At 40.0% G+C, this 14,654-nt stretch carries 14 protein-coding genes and 2 pseudogenes; 2 read left to right on the top strand and 14 right to left on the bottom strand.

Translation table 11 applies throughout. The features are described 5' to 3' along the window. Nucleotides 1-60 precede the first annotated feature (60 nt). A complete protein-coding gene (locus tag F973_RS02745) occupies nt 61-795 on the top strand; it encodes a phosphodiester glycosidase family protein (protein ID WP_004677827.1) in 735 nt (244 codons plus the stop codon). A gap of 32 nt (nt 796-827) precedes the next feature. On the opposite strand, the gene F973_RS02750 is transcribed toward F973_RS02745, so the two are convergent. From F973_RS02750 to F973_RS02780, 7 genes and pseudogenes are all read right to left on the bottom strand, one after another. After that, nucleotides 828-1,055, bottom strand: coding sequence for a hypothetical protein (locus tag F973_RS02750; RefSeq protein ID WP_004759881.1), 228 nt, complete (start codon nt 1,053-1,055; stop codon nt 828-830). A 250-nt stretch (nt 1,056-1,305) separates the two neighbouring features. Beyond that, nucleotides 1,306-2,391, bottom strand: a complete 1,086-nt coding sequence (gene trmA / locus F973_RS02755) for a tRNA (uridine(54)-C5)-methyltransferase TrmA (protein WP_004759882.1) — start codon at nt 2,389-2,391, stop codon at nt 1,306-1,308. Between the two features lie 133 nt (nt 2,392-2,524). Next, nucleotides 2,525-3,125 (bottom strand): annotated as a pseudogene (locus F973_RS02760) (zinc-binding dehydrogenase); the annotation flags it as partial. A 51-nt stretch (nt 3,126-3,176) separates the two neighbouring features. After that, complete coding sequence (gene gcvH, locus F973_RS02765) at nt 3,177-3,551, bottom strand: glycine cleavage system protein GcvH (protein ID WP_004759885.1); 375 nt, start codon at nt 3,549-3,551, stop codon at nt 3,177-3,179. 96 nt (nt 3,552-3,647) lie between these two features. Beyond that, a complete protein-coding gene (locus tag F973_RS02770) occupies nt 3,648-4,673 on the bottom strand; it encodes an AraC family transcriptional regulator (protein ID WP_004677822.1) in 1,026 nt (341 codons plus the stop codon). A gap of 129 nt (nt 4,674-4,802) precedes the next feature. Next, nucleotides 4,803-5,243, bottom strand: coding sequence for a MaoC family dehydratase (locus F973_RS02775; protein ID WP_004677821.1), 441 nt, complete (start codon nt 5,241-5,243; stop codon nt 4,803-4,805). Next, entirely contained in the window at nt 5,243-7,090 is a 1,848-nt protein-coding gene (locus tag F973_RS02780; RefSeq protein ID WP_004759888.1) for an ABC transporter ATP-binding protein, read from the bottom strand. Before F973_RS02780 ends, F973_RS02775 begins: the two co-directional genes overlap by 1 nt. A gap of 454 nt (nt 7,091-7,544) precedes the next feature. Here F973_RS02780 and F973_RS02785 point away from each other — a divergent pair, with 454 nt between their 5' ends. Then, nucleotides 7,545-7,739 (top strand): hypothetical protein, encoded by a 195-nt coding sequence (locus tag F973_RS02785; protein ID WP_004677819.1) that lies wholly within the window; start codon nt 7,545-7,547, stop codon nt 7,737-7,739. 139 nt (nt 7,740-7,878) lie between these two features. On the opposite strand, the gene F973_RS02790 is transcribed toward F973_RS02785, so the two are convergent. From F973_RS02790 to F973_RS02820, 7 genes and pseudogenes are all read right to left on the bottom strand, one after another. After that, entirely contained in the window at nt 7,879-9,153 is a 1,275-nt protein-coding gene (locus F973_RS02790; protein ID WP_004759890.1) for a mechanosensitive ion channel family protein, read from the bottom strand. A 116-nt stretch (nt 9,154-9,269) separates the two neighbouring features. Next, on the bottom strand, nt 9,270-9,809 hold the full coding sequence (locus F973_RS02795; protein ID WP_004759893.1) for a DUF2058 domain-containing protein: 540 nt from the start codon (nt 9,807-9,809) through the stop codon (nt 9,270-9,272). Nucleotides 9,810-9,812: 3 nt separating this feature from the next. Beyond that, on the bottom strand, nt 9,813-10,493 hold the full coding sequence (locus F973_RS02800; protein WP_004758226.1) for a YoaK family protein: 681 nt from the start codon (nt 10,491-10,493) through the stop codon (nt 9,813-9,815). 21 nt (nt 10,494-10,514) lie between these two features. Continuing rightward, nucleotides 10,515-11,708 (bottom strand): serine/threonine transporter SstT, encoded by a 1,194-nt coding sequence (sstT, locus tag F973_RS02805; protein ID WP_004759895.1) that lies wholly within the window; start codon nt 11,706-11,708, stop codon nt 10,515-10,517. A 197-nt stretch (nt 11,709-11,905) separates the two neighbouring features. Continuing rightward, on the bottom strand, nt 11,906-13,603 hold the full coding sequence (locus F973_RS02810) for a SulP family inorganic anion transporter (protein ID WP_212749540.1): 1,698 nt from the start codon (nt 13,601-13,603) through the stop codon (nt 11,906-11,908). Between the two features lie 90 nt (nt 13,604-13,693). Further along, nucleotides 13,694-14,005, bottom strand: a complete 312-nt coding sequence (locus F973_RS02815; protein ID WP_004680927.1) for an ArsR/SmtB family transcription factor — start codon at nt 14,003-14,005, stop codon at nt 13,694-13,696. 285 nt (nt 14,006-14,290) lie between these two features. Continuing rightward, nucleotides 14,291-14,527, bottom strand: a pseudogene (locus F973_RS02820) (alpha/beta hydrolase); the annotation flags it as partial. Nucleotides 14,528-14,654: the final 127 nt, after the last annotated feature.

Below are 14,654 nucleotides of genomic sequence, written 5' to 3' on the forward strand. Positions count from 1 at the left end.
CTTGTTTTTTTCCTGATTGTGTGAAAATAATCCATATGAAAAAGAAAGTTTGATAGCCTAATGAAAAAATATCTTTTAATTGTATTGGGATTGGCAATTGTTCCAGCAACTTACGCAATGCGGCAACAAACATTTAACGTACAACATGTTCAATATGAGGTCATCAAAATAGAGGATCTGAGACAGCTTAAATTGTTCCTAAAAAGTCCTAAGACAGATCGTTATTACCAGAAGTTTTCTAATATTAAACGGGAGTTGCCAAAATGTGCACAGTTAAATTTTGCCATGAATGCAGGGATGTATCATGCTGACTTTCAACCTGTTGGGTTATATGTCGAAAATGGAAAGGAAATAAATCAGTTAAATGAAGAAACAGGTTTTGGTAACTTCTTTATGCAACCGAATGGGGTGGTTGCCTGGAATGATCAACAAGCGGTGATTAAAACAACCACGGAATATAAGCATGATGGGTTTAAGCCTCAGTTTGCCACTCAGTCAGGACCTATGCTGGTAAATAATGGCAAAATGAATCGCCAGTTCTTGCCTGACTCAAATTCCTTAAAAATCAGGAATGGTGTGGGGATCAAGGATAATCAATTGTATTTCGTGATTTCGCAACAACGGGTCAGTTTCTATCAGTTTGCACAATTTTTTAAGCAACAACTAAAAGTGGATAATGCGCTGTATCTGGATGGTTCAATTTCAAGTTTATATTCGTCCCAAACTAAACGTCATGACAAGACTTTTAATTTAGGGCCAATTGTTGGGGAAGTGAGTCGGAAAGATTGTCCCTAATCCCATTTAAGAGATTAGGGAGAATTTTATTTTTATTGGATTGGTGGCTTAGTGAGTGCAAGTAATTCCTTGCGACTGTAGCCTCGGGAAATCAATACTTTTTTGATGCCTTTAATCACATCTTCATCTGATGCTTTGACTAAAGCATCCAGTAGTTGTTCATTTGATTTGCAAGAATAATCATTTTCAACGCAAGAGGTTTGGTTCTTGTGTTCATTATATTGCTGATCTGCATTAAACAATTTTTGCCAAAAACTCATAGAGCCTTCATATACAACCTAACATAGATCGAAATATAGTCACTTTAAAATAAAATACAAGTCAGCTTAAGTGATAAAAGCAGCAGTTGAACTTCAGTTTTTTCGATGATTCTTTTTGTTTCTAACGAAATTATGACAGTAGAATGACTTGATCTTTGAAAAACATCATTTTTTTCTAGTAAAAACTTTGAATAAAAATAGAGAGTTATGAAAACTCTCCACTTTTAATAGTTGCTTTGCAATAATTTGTTTAAATCTTTTCGAGCAATACACCAGATTCCACATGATGAGTAAAAGGGAATTGATCGAACATCGCAAATTTTATAATACGATGTGTTTGACTGAGTATTTTTAAATTATCATGCAAGGTATCTGGATTGCATGAAATATAAAGAATACGCTTAAAGCCTTGTAATAGTTTCAACGTTTCGTCATCAATCCCTGCGCGCGGGGGATCGACAAATACCGTATCAAAGTCATAGCTTTGAATATCAATTTCGGCTTCTTGGAGTCGTCTAAACGCTCTTTCACCTTGATACGCCTGAGTAAACTCTTCAGCTGATAAACGCGCTACTTGAATATTATCAATTTGATTCTGCTCAATATTCCATTGCGCTGCGTAGACTGAAGATTTAGCAAGTTCAGTCGCTAGTACACGTTTAAATTTCAAAGAGAGTGGCAGGGTAAAATTACCATTACCACAGTACAATTCTAATAGGTCTTTCTCAGAGCTTTCAGCAGCATCACATGCCCACTCCAACATATGTTGGCACACTTGTGCATTGGGTTGTGTAAAGCTACTTTCAATTTGTTTGTATTTAAAAGTACGACCATGAACATTGAGTTGTTCAACCACGTAGTCGTCACCAATAATCACTTTTTGGCCACGGCTACGCCCCATAATTTTAATATTCAGCTTTTCTGCTAAAGCGTTCGCAGCGATTTCCCAATCTGCATCTAAACGGCGATGATAAATTAAAGTCACTAACATTTCTCCGCTCAATGTGGCGAGGAAATCAGCTTCAAAAATACGTTCTGATAAAATAGGAATTGCTTTTAATTCTTCTAATAAACGTGGCATCAAATCATTGATGCTTTGATCCGCAATTGGGAACTCATCCACACGAATAACTTCTTTTTGTTTACCATCTTCAGCACGTTCAAACATGGCATAGAACAAATCATTTTCGGTATGCCAGAGACGGAATTCGGCACGCATACGGAAATGTTGTTCAGGTGATTGAAACACTTCTAAAGTTGGAGGGGTGAACGGCGCAAATTGTGTGGTAATGCGTTCAACTTTCTCTTGAAGTTGCTGTTGATAAGATAGGGTCATAAGCGTGAAAAATTACAAATTAAATTTAGGTGAGGATGGTAGCAAAAAATAGGGTGAGCGTGTGGTTAAACTTAATATTCAAATTGTTCATACAGTACATGAACAATTTAAATATGATTGAAAAGTGGTGCTTTTATGACTTGATCTTTAAAATAACTTTTCCTTTTGATCGTCCAGTATTGACATATTGCAGTGCTTCTTGGGCTTGATCAAAATCATGGATTTGATCAATGATGGGTTTAAGCTTTTCGGCTTCGTCCAATTGTGTGATTTGGGTTAATTGCGCTCCATTGGGCTGCATATATAAAAATGAATAATCAATACCACGCTGTTTGGCTTTGCAACGGATTGACCAACTGAGTAGCGGAATCACTTTTTTGAGTAACCAATTTGCATGGATAGCTTCCGCAAAATTTAGATCAGGAGGTCCAGAAATACGGATGATTTACCTACCACGTTTTAGTACATTCAGGGATTTTGTTAAAATCTTATCGCCTTGAGTATCAAAAACCACATCATAATCATGAAGTACTTGTTCAAAATCAGTCGTGGTGTAATCAATAATAATATCTGCACCTAAGGCCTTGACCCAGTGAAGTTTGTTTCACCGTGGTAAATTCTGCAAAAGCACCGACCTGATCAGTTTTGGCGTAAACTTCATCACCGACTTTAAAGTTATTGACTTGATTGCCAATCCCAACAACGACTCCTGCCAAATCATGTCCTAGGATAAAAAAAGCCCAGTTCAATATGACTGGGCTTTTTATCTTCAAGTTTATAAAGAATTATAAACCTGATTCGTATTCTTCATTGGAAAGCAGTTTTTCAACATCAGCGATGTTGTCTGGTTTGATTTTATAAATCCAGCCTTTACCATACGGCTCTTCATTGACGAAATCAGGATCATCTTCAAGCGCAGTGTTTACTTCAACCACTATACCTGAAACAGGAGCATGAATGTCAGAAGCAGTTTTGACTGATTCAACAATACCTGCCTGTTCAGTTGCAGTCACATGGCTGCCTACTTCTGGTGTTTCCACATAGACTAAATCGCCCAACTCATCCTGTGCATGGTCACTAATCCCCGTAACAACCAGGTCACCCTCAATTCTTACCCATTCATGCGTACGCGCATATTTCAAATCTGCTGGATGGTTCATGACAACTCCTTAACAATCTGTCTCATCATTTTTGTCTGGTTTTATACAGGTTTTTTGGTCAAAACAAAAGTATTTAAAATGAAGCACTTTGCAATATTATAAATAAGGGTCTTTACGCCAGTTGCTTGGGCTACGACCACTCCAGCGCTTAAAGGCACGGCTAAAGTTTGCCACATCAGAATAACCCAATTCATCTGCAATTTGTTCCAGACTATAATCTGTACGTGACAGCAGAGAAGTGGCATGACGATAACGCACTTCATCCACCAGTGTTGAAAAAGATGTACCCTCAGCTGCAAGCTGACGCTTTAAGGTGCGGTCAGACATATGCAGACGTTCAGCAACACTTTCAATACTTAAATAATGCTGTTCAGAATTGGTTAAAATATCACGGACACGCATGGCCAGACGGCGACGCTCGCCTAGAGCAGACAGTTCAGTTTCACACTGGTTAATGGCAATCTGGCTGGCAATTGGGTCAGCATTGACCATCTTTAAGCCAAGATATTTTTTATCAAAGCTGGAAATCAGATGTGGTTGGTTAAAGCGAATGGTACTGCTTAATTTATCCCTATATTTGTCAAAACCCGCAGGTTCAGGAAAATCCAGGTCAACATCACTTTTTAAATCTTCTATCCCTGTCAATGCTCTTGCCATGGTCATAATGCCGATGGTGAGGCCGAGAATAATTTCAGTGCGTAAAGGTTCAACTTCAATGTCACACTGCAACTGCAAGGTGGCTTTAGGTCCAAACGTAGAAAAATAGAGCTGTAAAAAAGGCAAGCGTAACTGAATAAAGCGGCTGGCGAGCGCAATCGCATCGGTAATGTCATGCGCGGTCATAATGGCATAGCCAATGAAGCCATGAATTGAAATTCGCATTTGTGTACCTAAATGAAAGCCAAGCGTGCTTTCACCCGTTAGGCGCAAAGAATGCTTCACCAATTCATTCGCAATCGGTGTTGGAATTCGGTAATTTGGATCGGCCAGTTGCTCACTGGTTAAACGAAATGGAGCAAATAAGGTTTCATCGTTATATCCCCAACGAGAAACAACATCTAATAGCAATAAGCCATAGACGCCTGGTATGCCTTGATCTTGACGAGTTGAGGTTGTTTTCATGTGCTTTCCGTGGCGCTCATCAATTTTGCCAATATCTTTTAAACATATAAGTTTTAAACATCTTTACATGAAATAAAATTATCAATCATAAAAATTGTTGGACAAAGGAGTCACCTAATCGTTCAAAAATCAGGTTGGTTTTCTGAAGACCATAATTTTGGTTGTGGATATTAATAGCACATCCCCATGTTGGTTCAAAGCCTGAGTGACATAGCTGACGATACCACGATCAATTTTGGTTTTAGATGGCACAATTGCCGTAATTTCAATTTCAACATGGATTTTATCGCCAACACGGGTTGGACGGGGCCAGCGTAAACTGGACTCTGTGCCCAACAAACCACCTGCGACAGGAAAACATTCAGTCCATAAACGCATGGTGACTGCTGAGGTATGCCATCCACTCGCCGCCAAACCCTGAAAGATAGGATGCTGTGCGGCAGCTTCTTCATCCAGGTGAAAAGGTTGTGGGTCATATTGACCAGCAAACTGTTTCACCTCATCAAGTGTCATTTCATATTCACGGCTGATGAAATGATCTCCAACCTTTAAGTCTTCTAAATACAACATTATTCTGCGTCCTGAGTCACTCGCTGATCTACCAGGAAACCACCCGTTTGACGTTTCCATAGCTGAGCATACAAGCCATCATGAGTAATGAGCTGTTCATGTGTACCTTGCTCTGCGATTCTGCCTTGATCAAGCACAATGAGACGATCCATTTGGGCAATAGTAGATAAACGGTGTGCAATTGCAATAACCGTTTTGCCAACCATCAAGTCATTTAAACTGCTTTGAATGGCTGCCTCGACCTCTGAGTCAAGTGCACTAGTGGCTTCATCCAAGATTAAAATTGGTGCGTCTTTTAGGAAAACCCTTGAAATTGCAATACGTTGACGTTGCCCACCAGACAGTTTGACCCCACGCTCACCCACATAGGCATCAAAGCCAACACGACCTTTTTGGTCAGTCAGTTGGGGGATGAATTCTTCTGCCTTGGCTTTTTTAATAGCAAGCTGAATTTCGGTCTCAGTCGCGTTGGGGCGACCATACTTAATATTTTCAGCAACTGTACGATGCAGTAGAGAGGTGTCCTGAGTCACGAGGGCAATATTAGCACGTAAACTATCCTGTGTGACTTCCTGAATATCTTGGCCATCAATCAGGATACGACCTTGTTTGATATTATAGAAATGCAGAAGCAGTTGAATCAGGGTGGATTTTCCCGCACCAGAGCGACCAACAATCCCAATTTTCTCGCCTGGTTTAATGGTGAGATTGAAATGATCAATGACATTCTTTTGGTTATAGGCAAAACTGACATCTTCAAAACGAATTTCACCGCGCTGAACGGTTAACTGTTTTGCATGTGGTTTATCCTGAATCTGAATCGGTTTACCTAAGGTTTTCATGCCATCCTGAATGGTACCGACATTTTCAAACAGCATAGTGACATGCCACATAATGAATTCTGCAAGACTATCAAGTTTAAGCACCATTGCTGTGGTTGCTGCAATCACACCAATCGCAGCCTGACCCTGTGTCCACAGCCAGACCGAAGTGCCAATTACGCCAATAAACAGAAAGGCACTTAATAGGCGAATACTGATCTGGTATTTCACACCCAAACGCATTTGCTTGTAAACAGTGACCATAAATTCCTGCATGGATTCTTTGGCATACTGGCTTTCACGGCCTGCATGGGCAAACAGTTTTACCGTTTGAATATTGGTATAGGCATCGGTGACACGACCTGTCATCACTGCGCGCGCATCAGCCTGTTCCTGCGAGACTTTGCCCAGACGGGGAATGAAATAACTGGCAATCGCGATAAATAGAGCCAGCCATAAAATCAAAGGAATAATGAGTACAGGGGAGATTGAACCAAGTACCAGACTAATCGTAATAAAGTAGATCAGTACATAAACCAGCATATCACCCAGGATCATCCAGAATTCACGGACGGCCAAAGCGGTTTGCATCACCTTGGCTGAAAGGCGCCCTGCGAAATCAGTATGGAAAAAATCTAAACTTTGTTGAAGTAACAGATTGTGAAAGCGCCAGCGCAGACGCATTGGAAAATTACTGAATAAAACCTGGTGCTTGATAACAGATTGCAGACTGACAAAGAAGATATTGGCAAACAGGATGCTAATCAGAATGGTGATATTTTGCTGGTTGCTTTGTAAAAAGGTATTGGGCTGGCTTTTGGTCAGCCAGTCAACCAGTTTTCCAATATAGGAAAAGAACAATGCTTCAAAGCAGGCCGCCGCTGCGGTACAGGCGATCAATAAAAACAGGAAAGGGCGAATGCCTTTGGTGGCTTGCCAAACGAAAGCAAAAAACGTGGTAGGCAATGGTTTGTTTAAGTCTTTCGTGGGATAGGGATCAACTCGTTTTTCAAACCATTGCAGCATTTCGCTTTTCCTCTAATTTTAAGGTACTGATTCAGTTTCTTGGGGTAGGATAGCAGAAAATTGATCTTGATAGATGAGAAAAGCGTATCTCTAAAAATGAGACATTTGTCCAGCCTAAAGCTTAGGTGATTTATTGAACCGTCAACGACCATTATAAGTTGCCATAAAAAAATAACCATGTGTACGTCTGTTTTAATTTCATCTATAAACAAGCTAAGCCTAATTTTCTAAAAGAATTTTTCGCATGTTTATTTTGAATACTCAACTTATAGGACGACGTCATACACGTACTTTAATGAAGAAAATAGGCATTAATGCGTTATGTCGTCAATGTGCAATTGAATGTCGAAAAATGGACGCCTAAATATTTTAATCATACATATTAAAAACCGAATACATCTGTTAAAACAGGCGTATACTGAAAGACAACACCAGAACCAAACAGGATTAAAAGATGTTAGTTAAATTTGCAATTCGATTCATGGCTATTTTGTTTTCAGTATTGGCTTTAGCCGCAATTGTTATTCACTTTTTCTTTTCGAGTGCCTTAACCACTGACTTATGGATTATTGCTGTTCCTATTATTCTTGGTATCCCGATTCTGACCGCGGTGGTCGTTGCAAAAGATGAGGAACTTAGTGTTCATTGAATTGAGAATAAATCTTAATTTTCCATATTGATACTCAGTTCTATAATTTCATCATTGAAAGCAGATTCAATGTTTTTAGTTTTTAGTAAGCCTCCCATAAGGGGAGGCTTATTCATTTGGAAATGGTATAAAAGTTATCTCAGCCCTCATTCAGACCTGTAAGAGAGGTTGGATTTGCAGCCCCAATATTCAGGTTTTGAAAGTCATGACCTGATGGTGCCTGATAAATTCTCAATCCAAACTCAGGAATAATCGCAATCAAGTGATCAAAAATATCAGACTGAATTGCTTCATAAGATGCCCATGCTGTTGTATTTGCAAATGCATAGATTTCCAAAGGCAAGCCCTCACTGATCGGCTGCAACTGACGGACCAATAATGTCTGGTTTTGGGCAATGCCCTGATGCTGTTTCAGATAAAACTCAACATATGCCCTGAATGTGCCAAGATTGGTTAAACGTCTTTGGTTGTAGCGCGACTGATTGCTCAGGTGTTTGTTGAAATCCTCAATTTCAGATTGTTTGGCATCCAGATACTGATCCAATAGCAAGAACTCTTTTAACTTTTGCTGCTCTTCGTCACTCATAAAATGTACGCTACTTTGATCAAGAAAAAGTGACCGCTTGATGCGACGGCAACCTGCATTACTCATACCACGCCAGTTTCTAAAGGTATCTGTCACCAGTTTATTGGTTGGAATGGTGGTAAATGTCTTATCAAAGTTCTGTACGGTCACGGTATGTAATGACATATCAATGACATCACCATCCGCATTTAAAGAAGGCATTTCAATCCAGTCACCAATCCGCACCATGTCATAAGAGGCGATCTGTACACTCGCCACCAAGGATAAAATGGTGTTCTGGAACACCAGCATCAGGACTGCCGCCATGGCCCCAAAGCCAGCGAGCAAGGTGAATACATCTTTTTTAAGGAAAGTACCCAGAATCATCAGACCACACACAACGAACAAAATAAGCTTGATCAACTGTAGATAACCCTTGATCGGCTTGTTCCGTGATTTTGGATTACGTTGATAAATCAGGTTAAAGATATTCAGTGCTTCACTGATGGTCAGTGCAATGGTGAGGAAAATGAATGCCTGGGCACCCATCTGAATAAACATGATCAATTTGGGTGAAAGATGAGGAATGGTGGTAACCCCATTCATAACCACAAGGGCAGGAACAAGATTGGCAAGTCTGCGAATAATGCTGTGCTCGGCAAAAATGGATTGGTTCGATGTTTTTAGTTTGGTGACTAAATAGCGGATACCCCGAACAATCACTCTCTTGGCAATAAAGTTCGCTAATGAGGCAAAGAGGACGAGAACAATCAAGGCAAGCAAGGTTTCTAGCCACGGATAGTGGCTTAGTTCACTTCGAATATCAGCTATAAAATTTAAATAATCCAAACCTAAACACCTTAAAATTCTTGAAGTGGAATTTTAAGGTGTTAAACGCTGCTATGATAATTTGGTCACATTTTATATACGATTCTTAAGAAATTTTAACATTTGTTAAAAATAGATTACCACATCAGGTCATCTGGAATCGCATAGGCTGCGTATGGGTCTTCCTCGTCCGTTGTTTGATCATTGGTCTGTGTATTATTATTCACAATGATAAAGCCCTGCATTTTCTGGTCAATTTTCTCCGCCAATGCTTTAGGGAGGTATGCATAACTCTCTTGATCCTTTGCAATCACAAGCGAGCCTGAAACCAGCGCATTATAAACCTGTTGTGAGATATAGACTTTCTTGATCTTGCTGTCATCAATAAACTGGTAAACTGCATCACCGTCAGTTTGATTAATCTTATGTTGTTTAATCATCTGGATAATAGATGCCTTAAGGGCTTTTTCTTCCAATACACGCTGTTTTTCCAGATTGAGTGCCTGGTCTTTTGCCAGTTTCTCCTGATTGACACGGTCAATTTCCGCTTTTAATGTCGCATCATCATTCTGTCCAGTGCGCTGTTCATGCTGGGCTTGCTTGGTCAGTTTCTTTGCTTTTTTATTGTCAACTAAACCTGCTTTTAATAATTGCGCTTGCAGTGCATTTTTAACCATAATTCAATCCAGATTTGGGTGAGAAGAAGAACGAAAATAAACGATCCAATATGTCATACTCATGGCGAGGCTTAAACCTGCGGGTATGAGAAAGGTTTGTAATTTTAAATAAGGATAAAGCAAACTGGCAATCAGTCCACCCATTAAAAAACCAATAAAGATCAATACATGTAAGGAAATACGGCGATTTTCAACTTTTAAGCCACGGGCCTTATATCCGAGTGTCAGACCAATATCGGTTAAGACACCAGATAAATGCGTGGTACGGATAATTGCGCCTTTATAATGGCTGACCATCGCATTCTGCATGCCCATTGCCACACATGCCCACAGCAGCCCATAACGGGGGAAAAATGGCAACAGTAACCAGGTAAGAAGCAGGAAAATGGCAACCAGACTAAGCGGCACGCCATAATGTCTACCAAAGGTCACGTGACCATTGCCAAGAATCAGGCCGCTGTAAAAAGACCCAATGACAAAACAAAGGATGACAAGGCTTAGATAGATAAAATGCTCAGGCCGCCAGTCAAGCAGACTCATTGCGAGCATACTGACATTGCCTGTCATATGTGAAACGGACTGGTGTAGAACCGTGAATAAACCCAGAACGTTTACCATGCCTGCATTTAATGCCAATAGGAAAGCACCAAATTGAATCCAGTTGGGTAAACGTTGTAAAGGCATAGCAAGCTCAAACTACTAATTCTAGCGGTTTCGGAAATCTACAGCAGCAGTAAACAGAACATCGGTCGATGAATTTAACGCGGTTTCGGTTGAATCCTGCAATACACTAATAATCATACCAATTGCAACGACTTGCATCGCAATCTCTGATGATATACCAAATAAGCTACATGCAACAGGAATAAGTAACAGAGAACCACCCGCAACACCTGAAGCGCCACAGGCGGAAACTGCTGCGACAATAGAGAGAATCAGCATCATGCTAAGATCAATATGAATGCCTAGGGTATTTACCGTGGCAAGTGTTAATACCGTAATGGTAACTGCCGCGCCTGCCATATTAATGGTTGCACCCAATGGAATTGAAACACTCGCCATCGCTTCATTCACACCTAAACGATGCGCCAGATCCAGATTGACAGGAATATTGGCGGCTGAGCTACGGGTGAAAAATGCGGTAATCCCACTTTCTTTGAGGCATCTAAACACCAGTGGATAGGGATTTGCACGCATTGTAATACCAACCAGAACTGGATTGATGACCAATGCCACGAAAATCATTGTTCCAATTAAAACCATCAACAAGTGTGCATAACTGGACAGCGTTGCCAAGCCTGCATCGGCAAAGGTCACTGCCACTAAACCAAAAATACCCACAGGAGCAAAACCAATCACGGTATGGATAATCTTATTGACCGCATCAGCAACATCTGTCAACACTTGCTTGGTTGAATCTGAACCATGTCGCAGGGCCAGTCCCAGACCAATTGCCCACGCCAGAATACCAATAAAGTTCGCTTCACTAATCGCCTGAACGGGATTGGCAATAAAGCTTAACAGCAGATTTTTTAGAATATCGGTAAGGCTTCCAGGTGCCTGTAGGGTGGTCTCGGTTGCCAGATGCAGGAATAGCTGGCTTGGAAAGGCGATACTGGCAATTACGGCGCTGAATGCGGCAAGCAACATTCCAACCACATATAACACCAATACAGGTTTCAAATTTGAGTTTTGTCCTACCTGAAAATTTGCGATTGAGGAAAGCACCAAAACAAACACTAAAATCGGTGCAACTGACTTTAATGCTTTAATAAACAATTCACCTAATAAACTTAGGTAGGGTGTAAAGCCAGGGAACAGCAATGCCACGCCAATCCCTAGAAAAATAGCGATAATAATTTTGCTGACTAAGCTTAAGCGAGACAATACATTCAACATATAAAGGCCTTACAAACCAGTGCACGGTTTCAGGTTAAACAAGCGCGGTATTCTATACCCAAGAACCGTGAATAATAAATTTTTTTTGCATCCTCATTACGCTAAAAATATTATAAAAAATAACACAATGTTTTTAAAAGTTTTTTATAGAAACCTAGCATATCTTTTTGTATGAAAAAAGAGCTAAAAAGATGGATTTATGGGTGCAGGATTTCAGGTGAAAGTGTTTGTATGGCCTGATAGTGGGATAAAAATATTTTTCCACTTAACATATTGATTAATCTGGATGAATTGAGCCGATCCATGACTGGGCTCTTTACTTCAGATAAATGCAGCTGAATTCCCAATTGCAATAATTCCCCATTAAGCTCTTCCAGCATTTCCACCGCACTCAGGTCAATATTGCTGATGCTGGAACAGTTAATCACCACATGCTGTATCTGTGGATTATGGCTGAGTTCCGTGATGATATAGCCCTTTAGCACATGCGCATTGAGAAAGTTAAGGTTCTCATCAATACGGAAAGATGCGATTGTTTCTGTGGTAAGCACATCATAGCGGGATACATTCCTAAAATGCTGTGTACCCTCAACCAGACCAATCACAGCAATATGTGGACGGCTAATCCGCCATAATAAAAGAATAAATGTAAGGATGATTCCAATCACAAGTCCTGTCGAAATATCAATACAGGTGACACCAAGGAATGTGGCCCACATGGCCAGCCCATCGGCCTTGGAATATTTCCAGGTTTCAAAAAAGGGTAGGAATGAGACCAGTTTCCAGATGGAGACAAAAATCGTGGCAGCCAGAATTGTTAGCGGCAGATTTTGAAAAAAACTGGTGAAATAAAGGCTGACCGCAATCATCAATAATGAGGACATGACCCCAGACATAGGCGTTTTTGCACCTGCATCACTATTGACAACCGTACGGGACAAACTTCCTGAAACTGCAAATCCCATATTTATCCCTGCCGCAATATTGGCCAAGCCTAGAGCGATCAGCTCCTGATTGCTATTGAGGTCATCACGCTTTTGCAATGCGGTGGCCTGCGCAATCGCCAGTGACTCAACAAAACTAATCATGGCAATCATAAATGCGCTGGGAAGTAGTTTCTGAACCAGATCAAGATTCCATGTTGGAAAATGAAAGCTTGGCAGACCTGTCGGAATGATCCCAACAGTTTTCAGCCCATGTTGATCCAGATTGAATGCATACACAACAATAATTGAACTTAAAACCAATAACAGGGGAATGGTCTTATTTAAAAAATCTGATCGCACCCATTTAGGCAGAAAAACCAGTATGCTGATTGCCGCTAAACTCACGCCCATACTTAGAAAACTGATGTGATGGAAGTTAATGACCAAACTTCCAATAAACTCTGGAATATTTTTGGTCTGTAATGGAATGTCGAGCAGAAACTTAAATTGTCCCAAAGCGATTAATAATGCAGATGCAATAATAAAGCTTTTGATAACGGGATGGCTAATGAGCTGGATCAGGAAGCCAAAACGGAACAGGCCTAAAATCAGTGAAATAATTCCGACCATAATCGCCAGTAGACAGGCAGCTTCAATATAGGCGGTAGAGCCAACGGCAAAAAGAGGTTGAAGCGCTGAAAAAACCATCATTGAGATGATGGCAACAGGACCAATCGACAGTGTGGTGCTACTGCCTGTAAAGGCATAGATGATCATGGGTAGAATACTGGCATAGATACCCATCACTGGTGGAAGCCCTGCAAGCATGGCATAGGCCATTCCTTGGGGAACCAACATTGCAAGTACAATTAATGCAGCAACTACATCAGCCTTAAAGTGCCTAGGGTGATAAGTCTTTAGCCATTTCAGTGCAGGAAAGATGGACATATTCAGGTTGAACCGTTTTATGCATAAATAATTTATATTATATATAAATATATATTATTAATATAAAAAGCTAAAGCGATTCAGTAGCAATTGCTTATTTAAGCAAAAGGTTTATATATTTGGACAGTAGTTTTCGTATAGAGTCTTTAAAACGACCTGGAGTTTAGGGTCACTAATTGAGTAAAAAATTTGTTTGCCTTCACGACGTGTCGTAACTACCTTGCTTTTTCTGAGCATCATTAACTGTTGGGAAAGGGTTGGTTGGAAAATGTGGGTAAGCACTTCAATCTGGGAAACATTCAGTTCCTGCTTGGCCAAGTGGCACAGGATGATTAAACGATCCGTATTTGCCAGAGACTTCAGCACATTTACAATTGAGTCGGCAGACTCTCTCATTGCCTCGATCTCAAGATCCTTTTGCATATTACTCTCACGACATTACAACCGAACTTAGTATAAGTTGAGTAAATCAAAAAATTGAAGTAAAACTGAATAATTGCAATGGTTTTTAATGAAAATATATATAAGTAAAAGTGATATATTGTCTTGTTTTGCAGATTGCATTATTTTTTATTAAGAAAATAGGTATAGGATAAGAGTTCTGTGAAATTTGTCGTGTACAGAGATGAAAGAGAAAAAGACGCATCTAAACAGGATTACAAGTTTAGCTGCGTAAAAGTGTATATATTGTTAAGGTAAAGAGTGTTGTTAATTCAAGTTTTTTAACTCATTTTCCAAAACTGGCCATAGTTTCTGATGGGATTTTTTAAACATCAGCATGTGTCCAATCTTTTTATAGCCATATTTCCTAGGGTCAAGTTCGATGAGCCTAGTTTTTGCATTGGGGTAAAGACGCAGTAAATCCTCAACATTTGCCTGTGTTGCAATTTCATCATCTGAGGCCCAAAAAGAAGTAATAGGGCATTGAATTTCCTGATGATAGTCTAATGTGGTTCCGTTAATTAGACCACTCAATTCAGTTTTATAAGTGATAAATCCGCTCTAAATATTTAAATTATGCTGCCATTACTTTTAGTAAATGTTGATCATAAAATTCATTTGGTGTTGCCTT

Source organism: Acinetobacter sp. CIP 102129 (assembly GCF_000368305.1).
GTDB classification, from domain to species: Bacteria; Pseudomonadota; Gammaproteobacteria; order Pseudomonadales; family Moraxellaceae; genus Acinetobacter; species Acinetobacter parvus.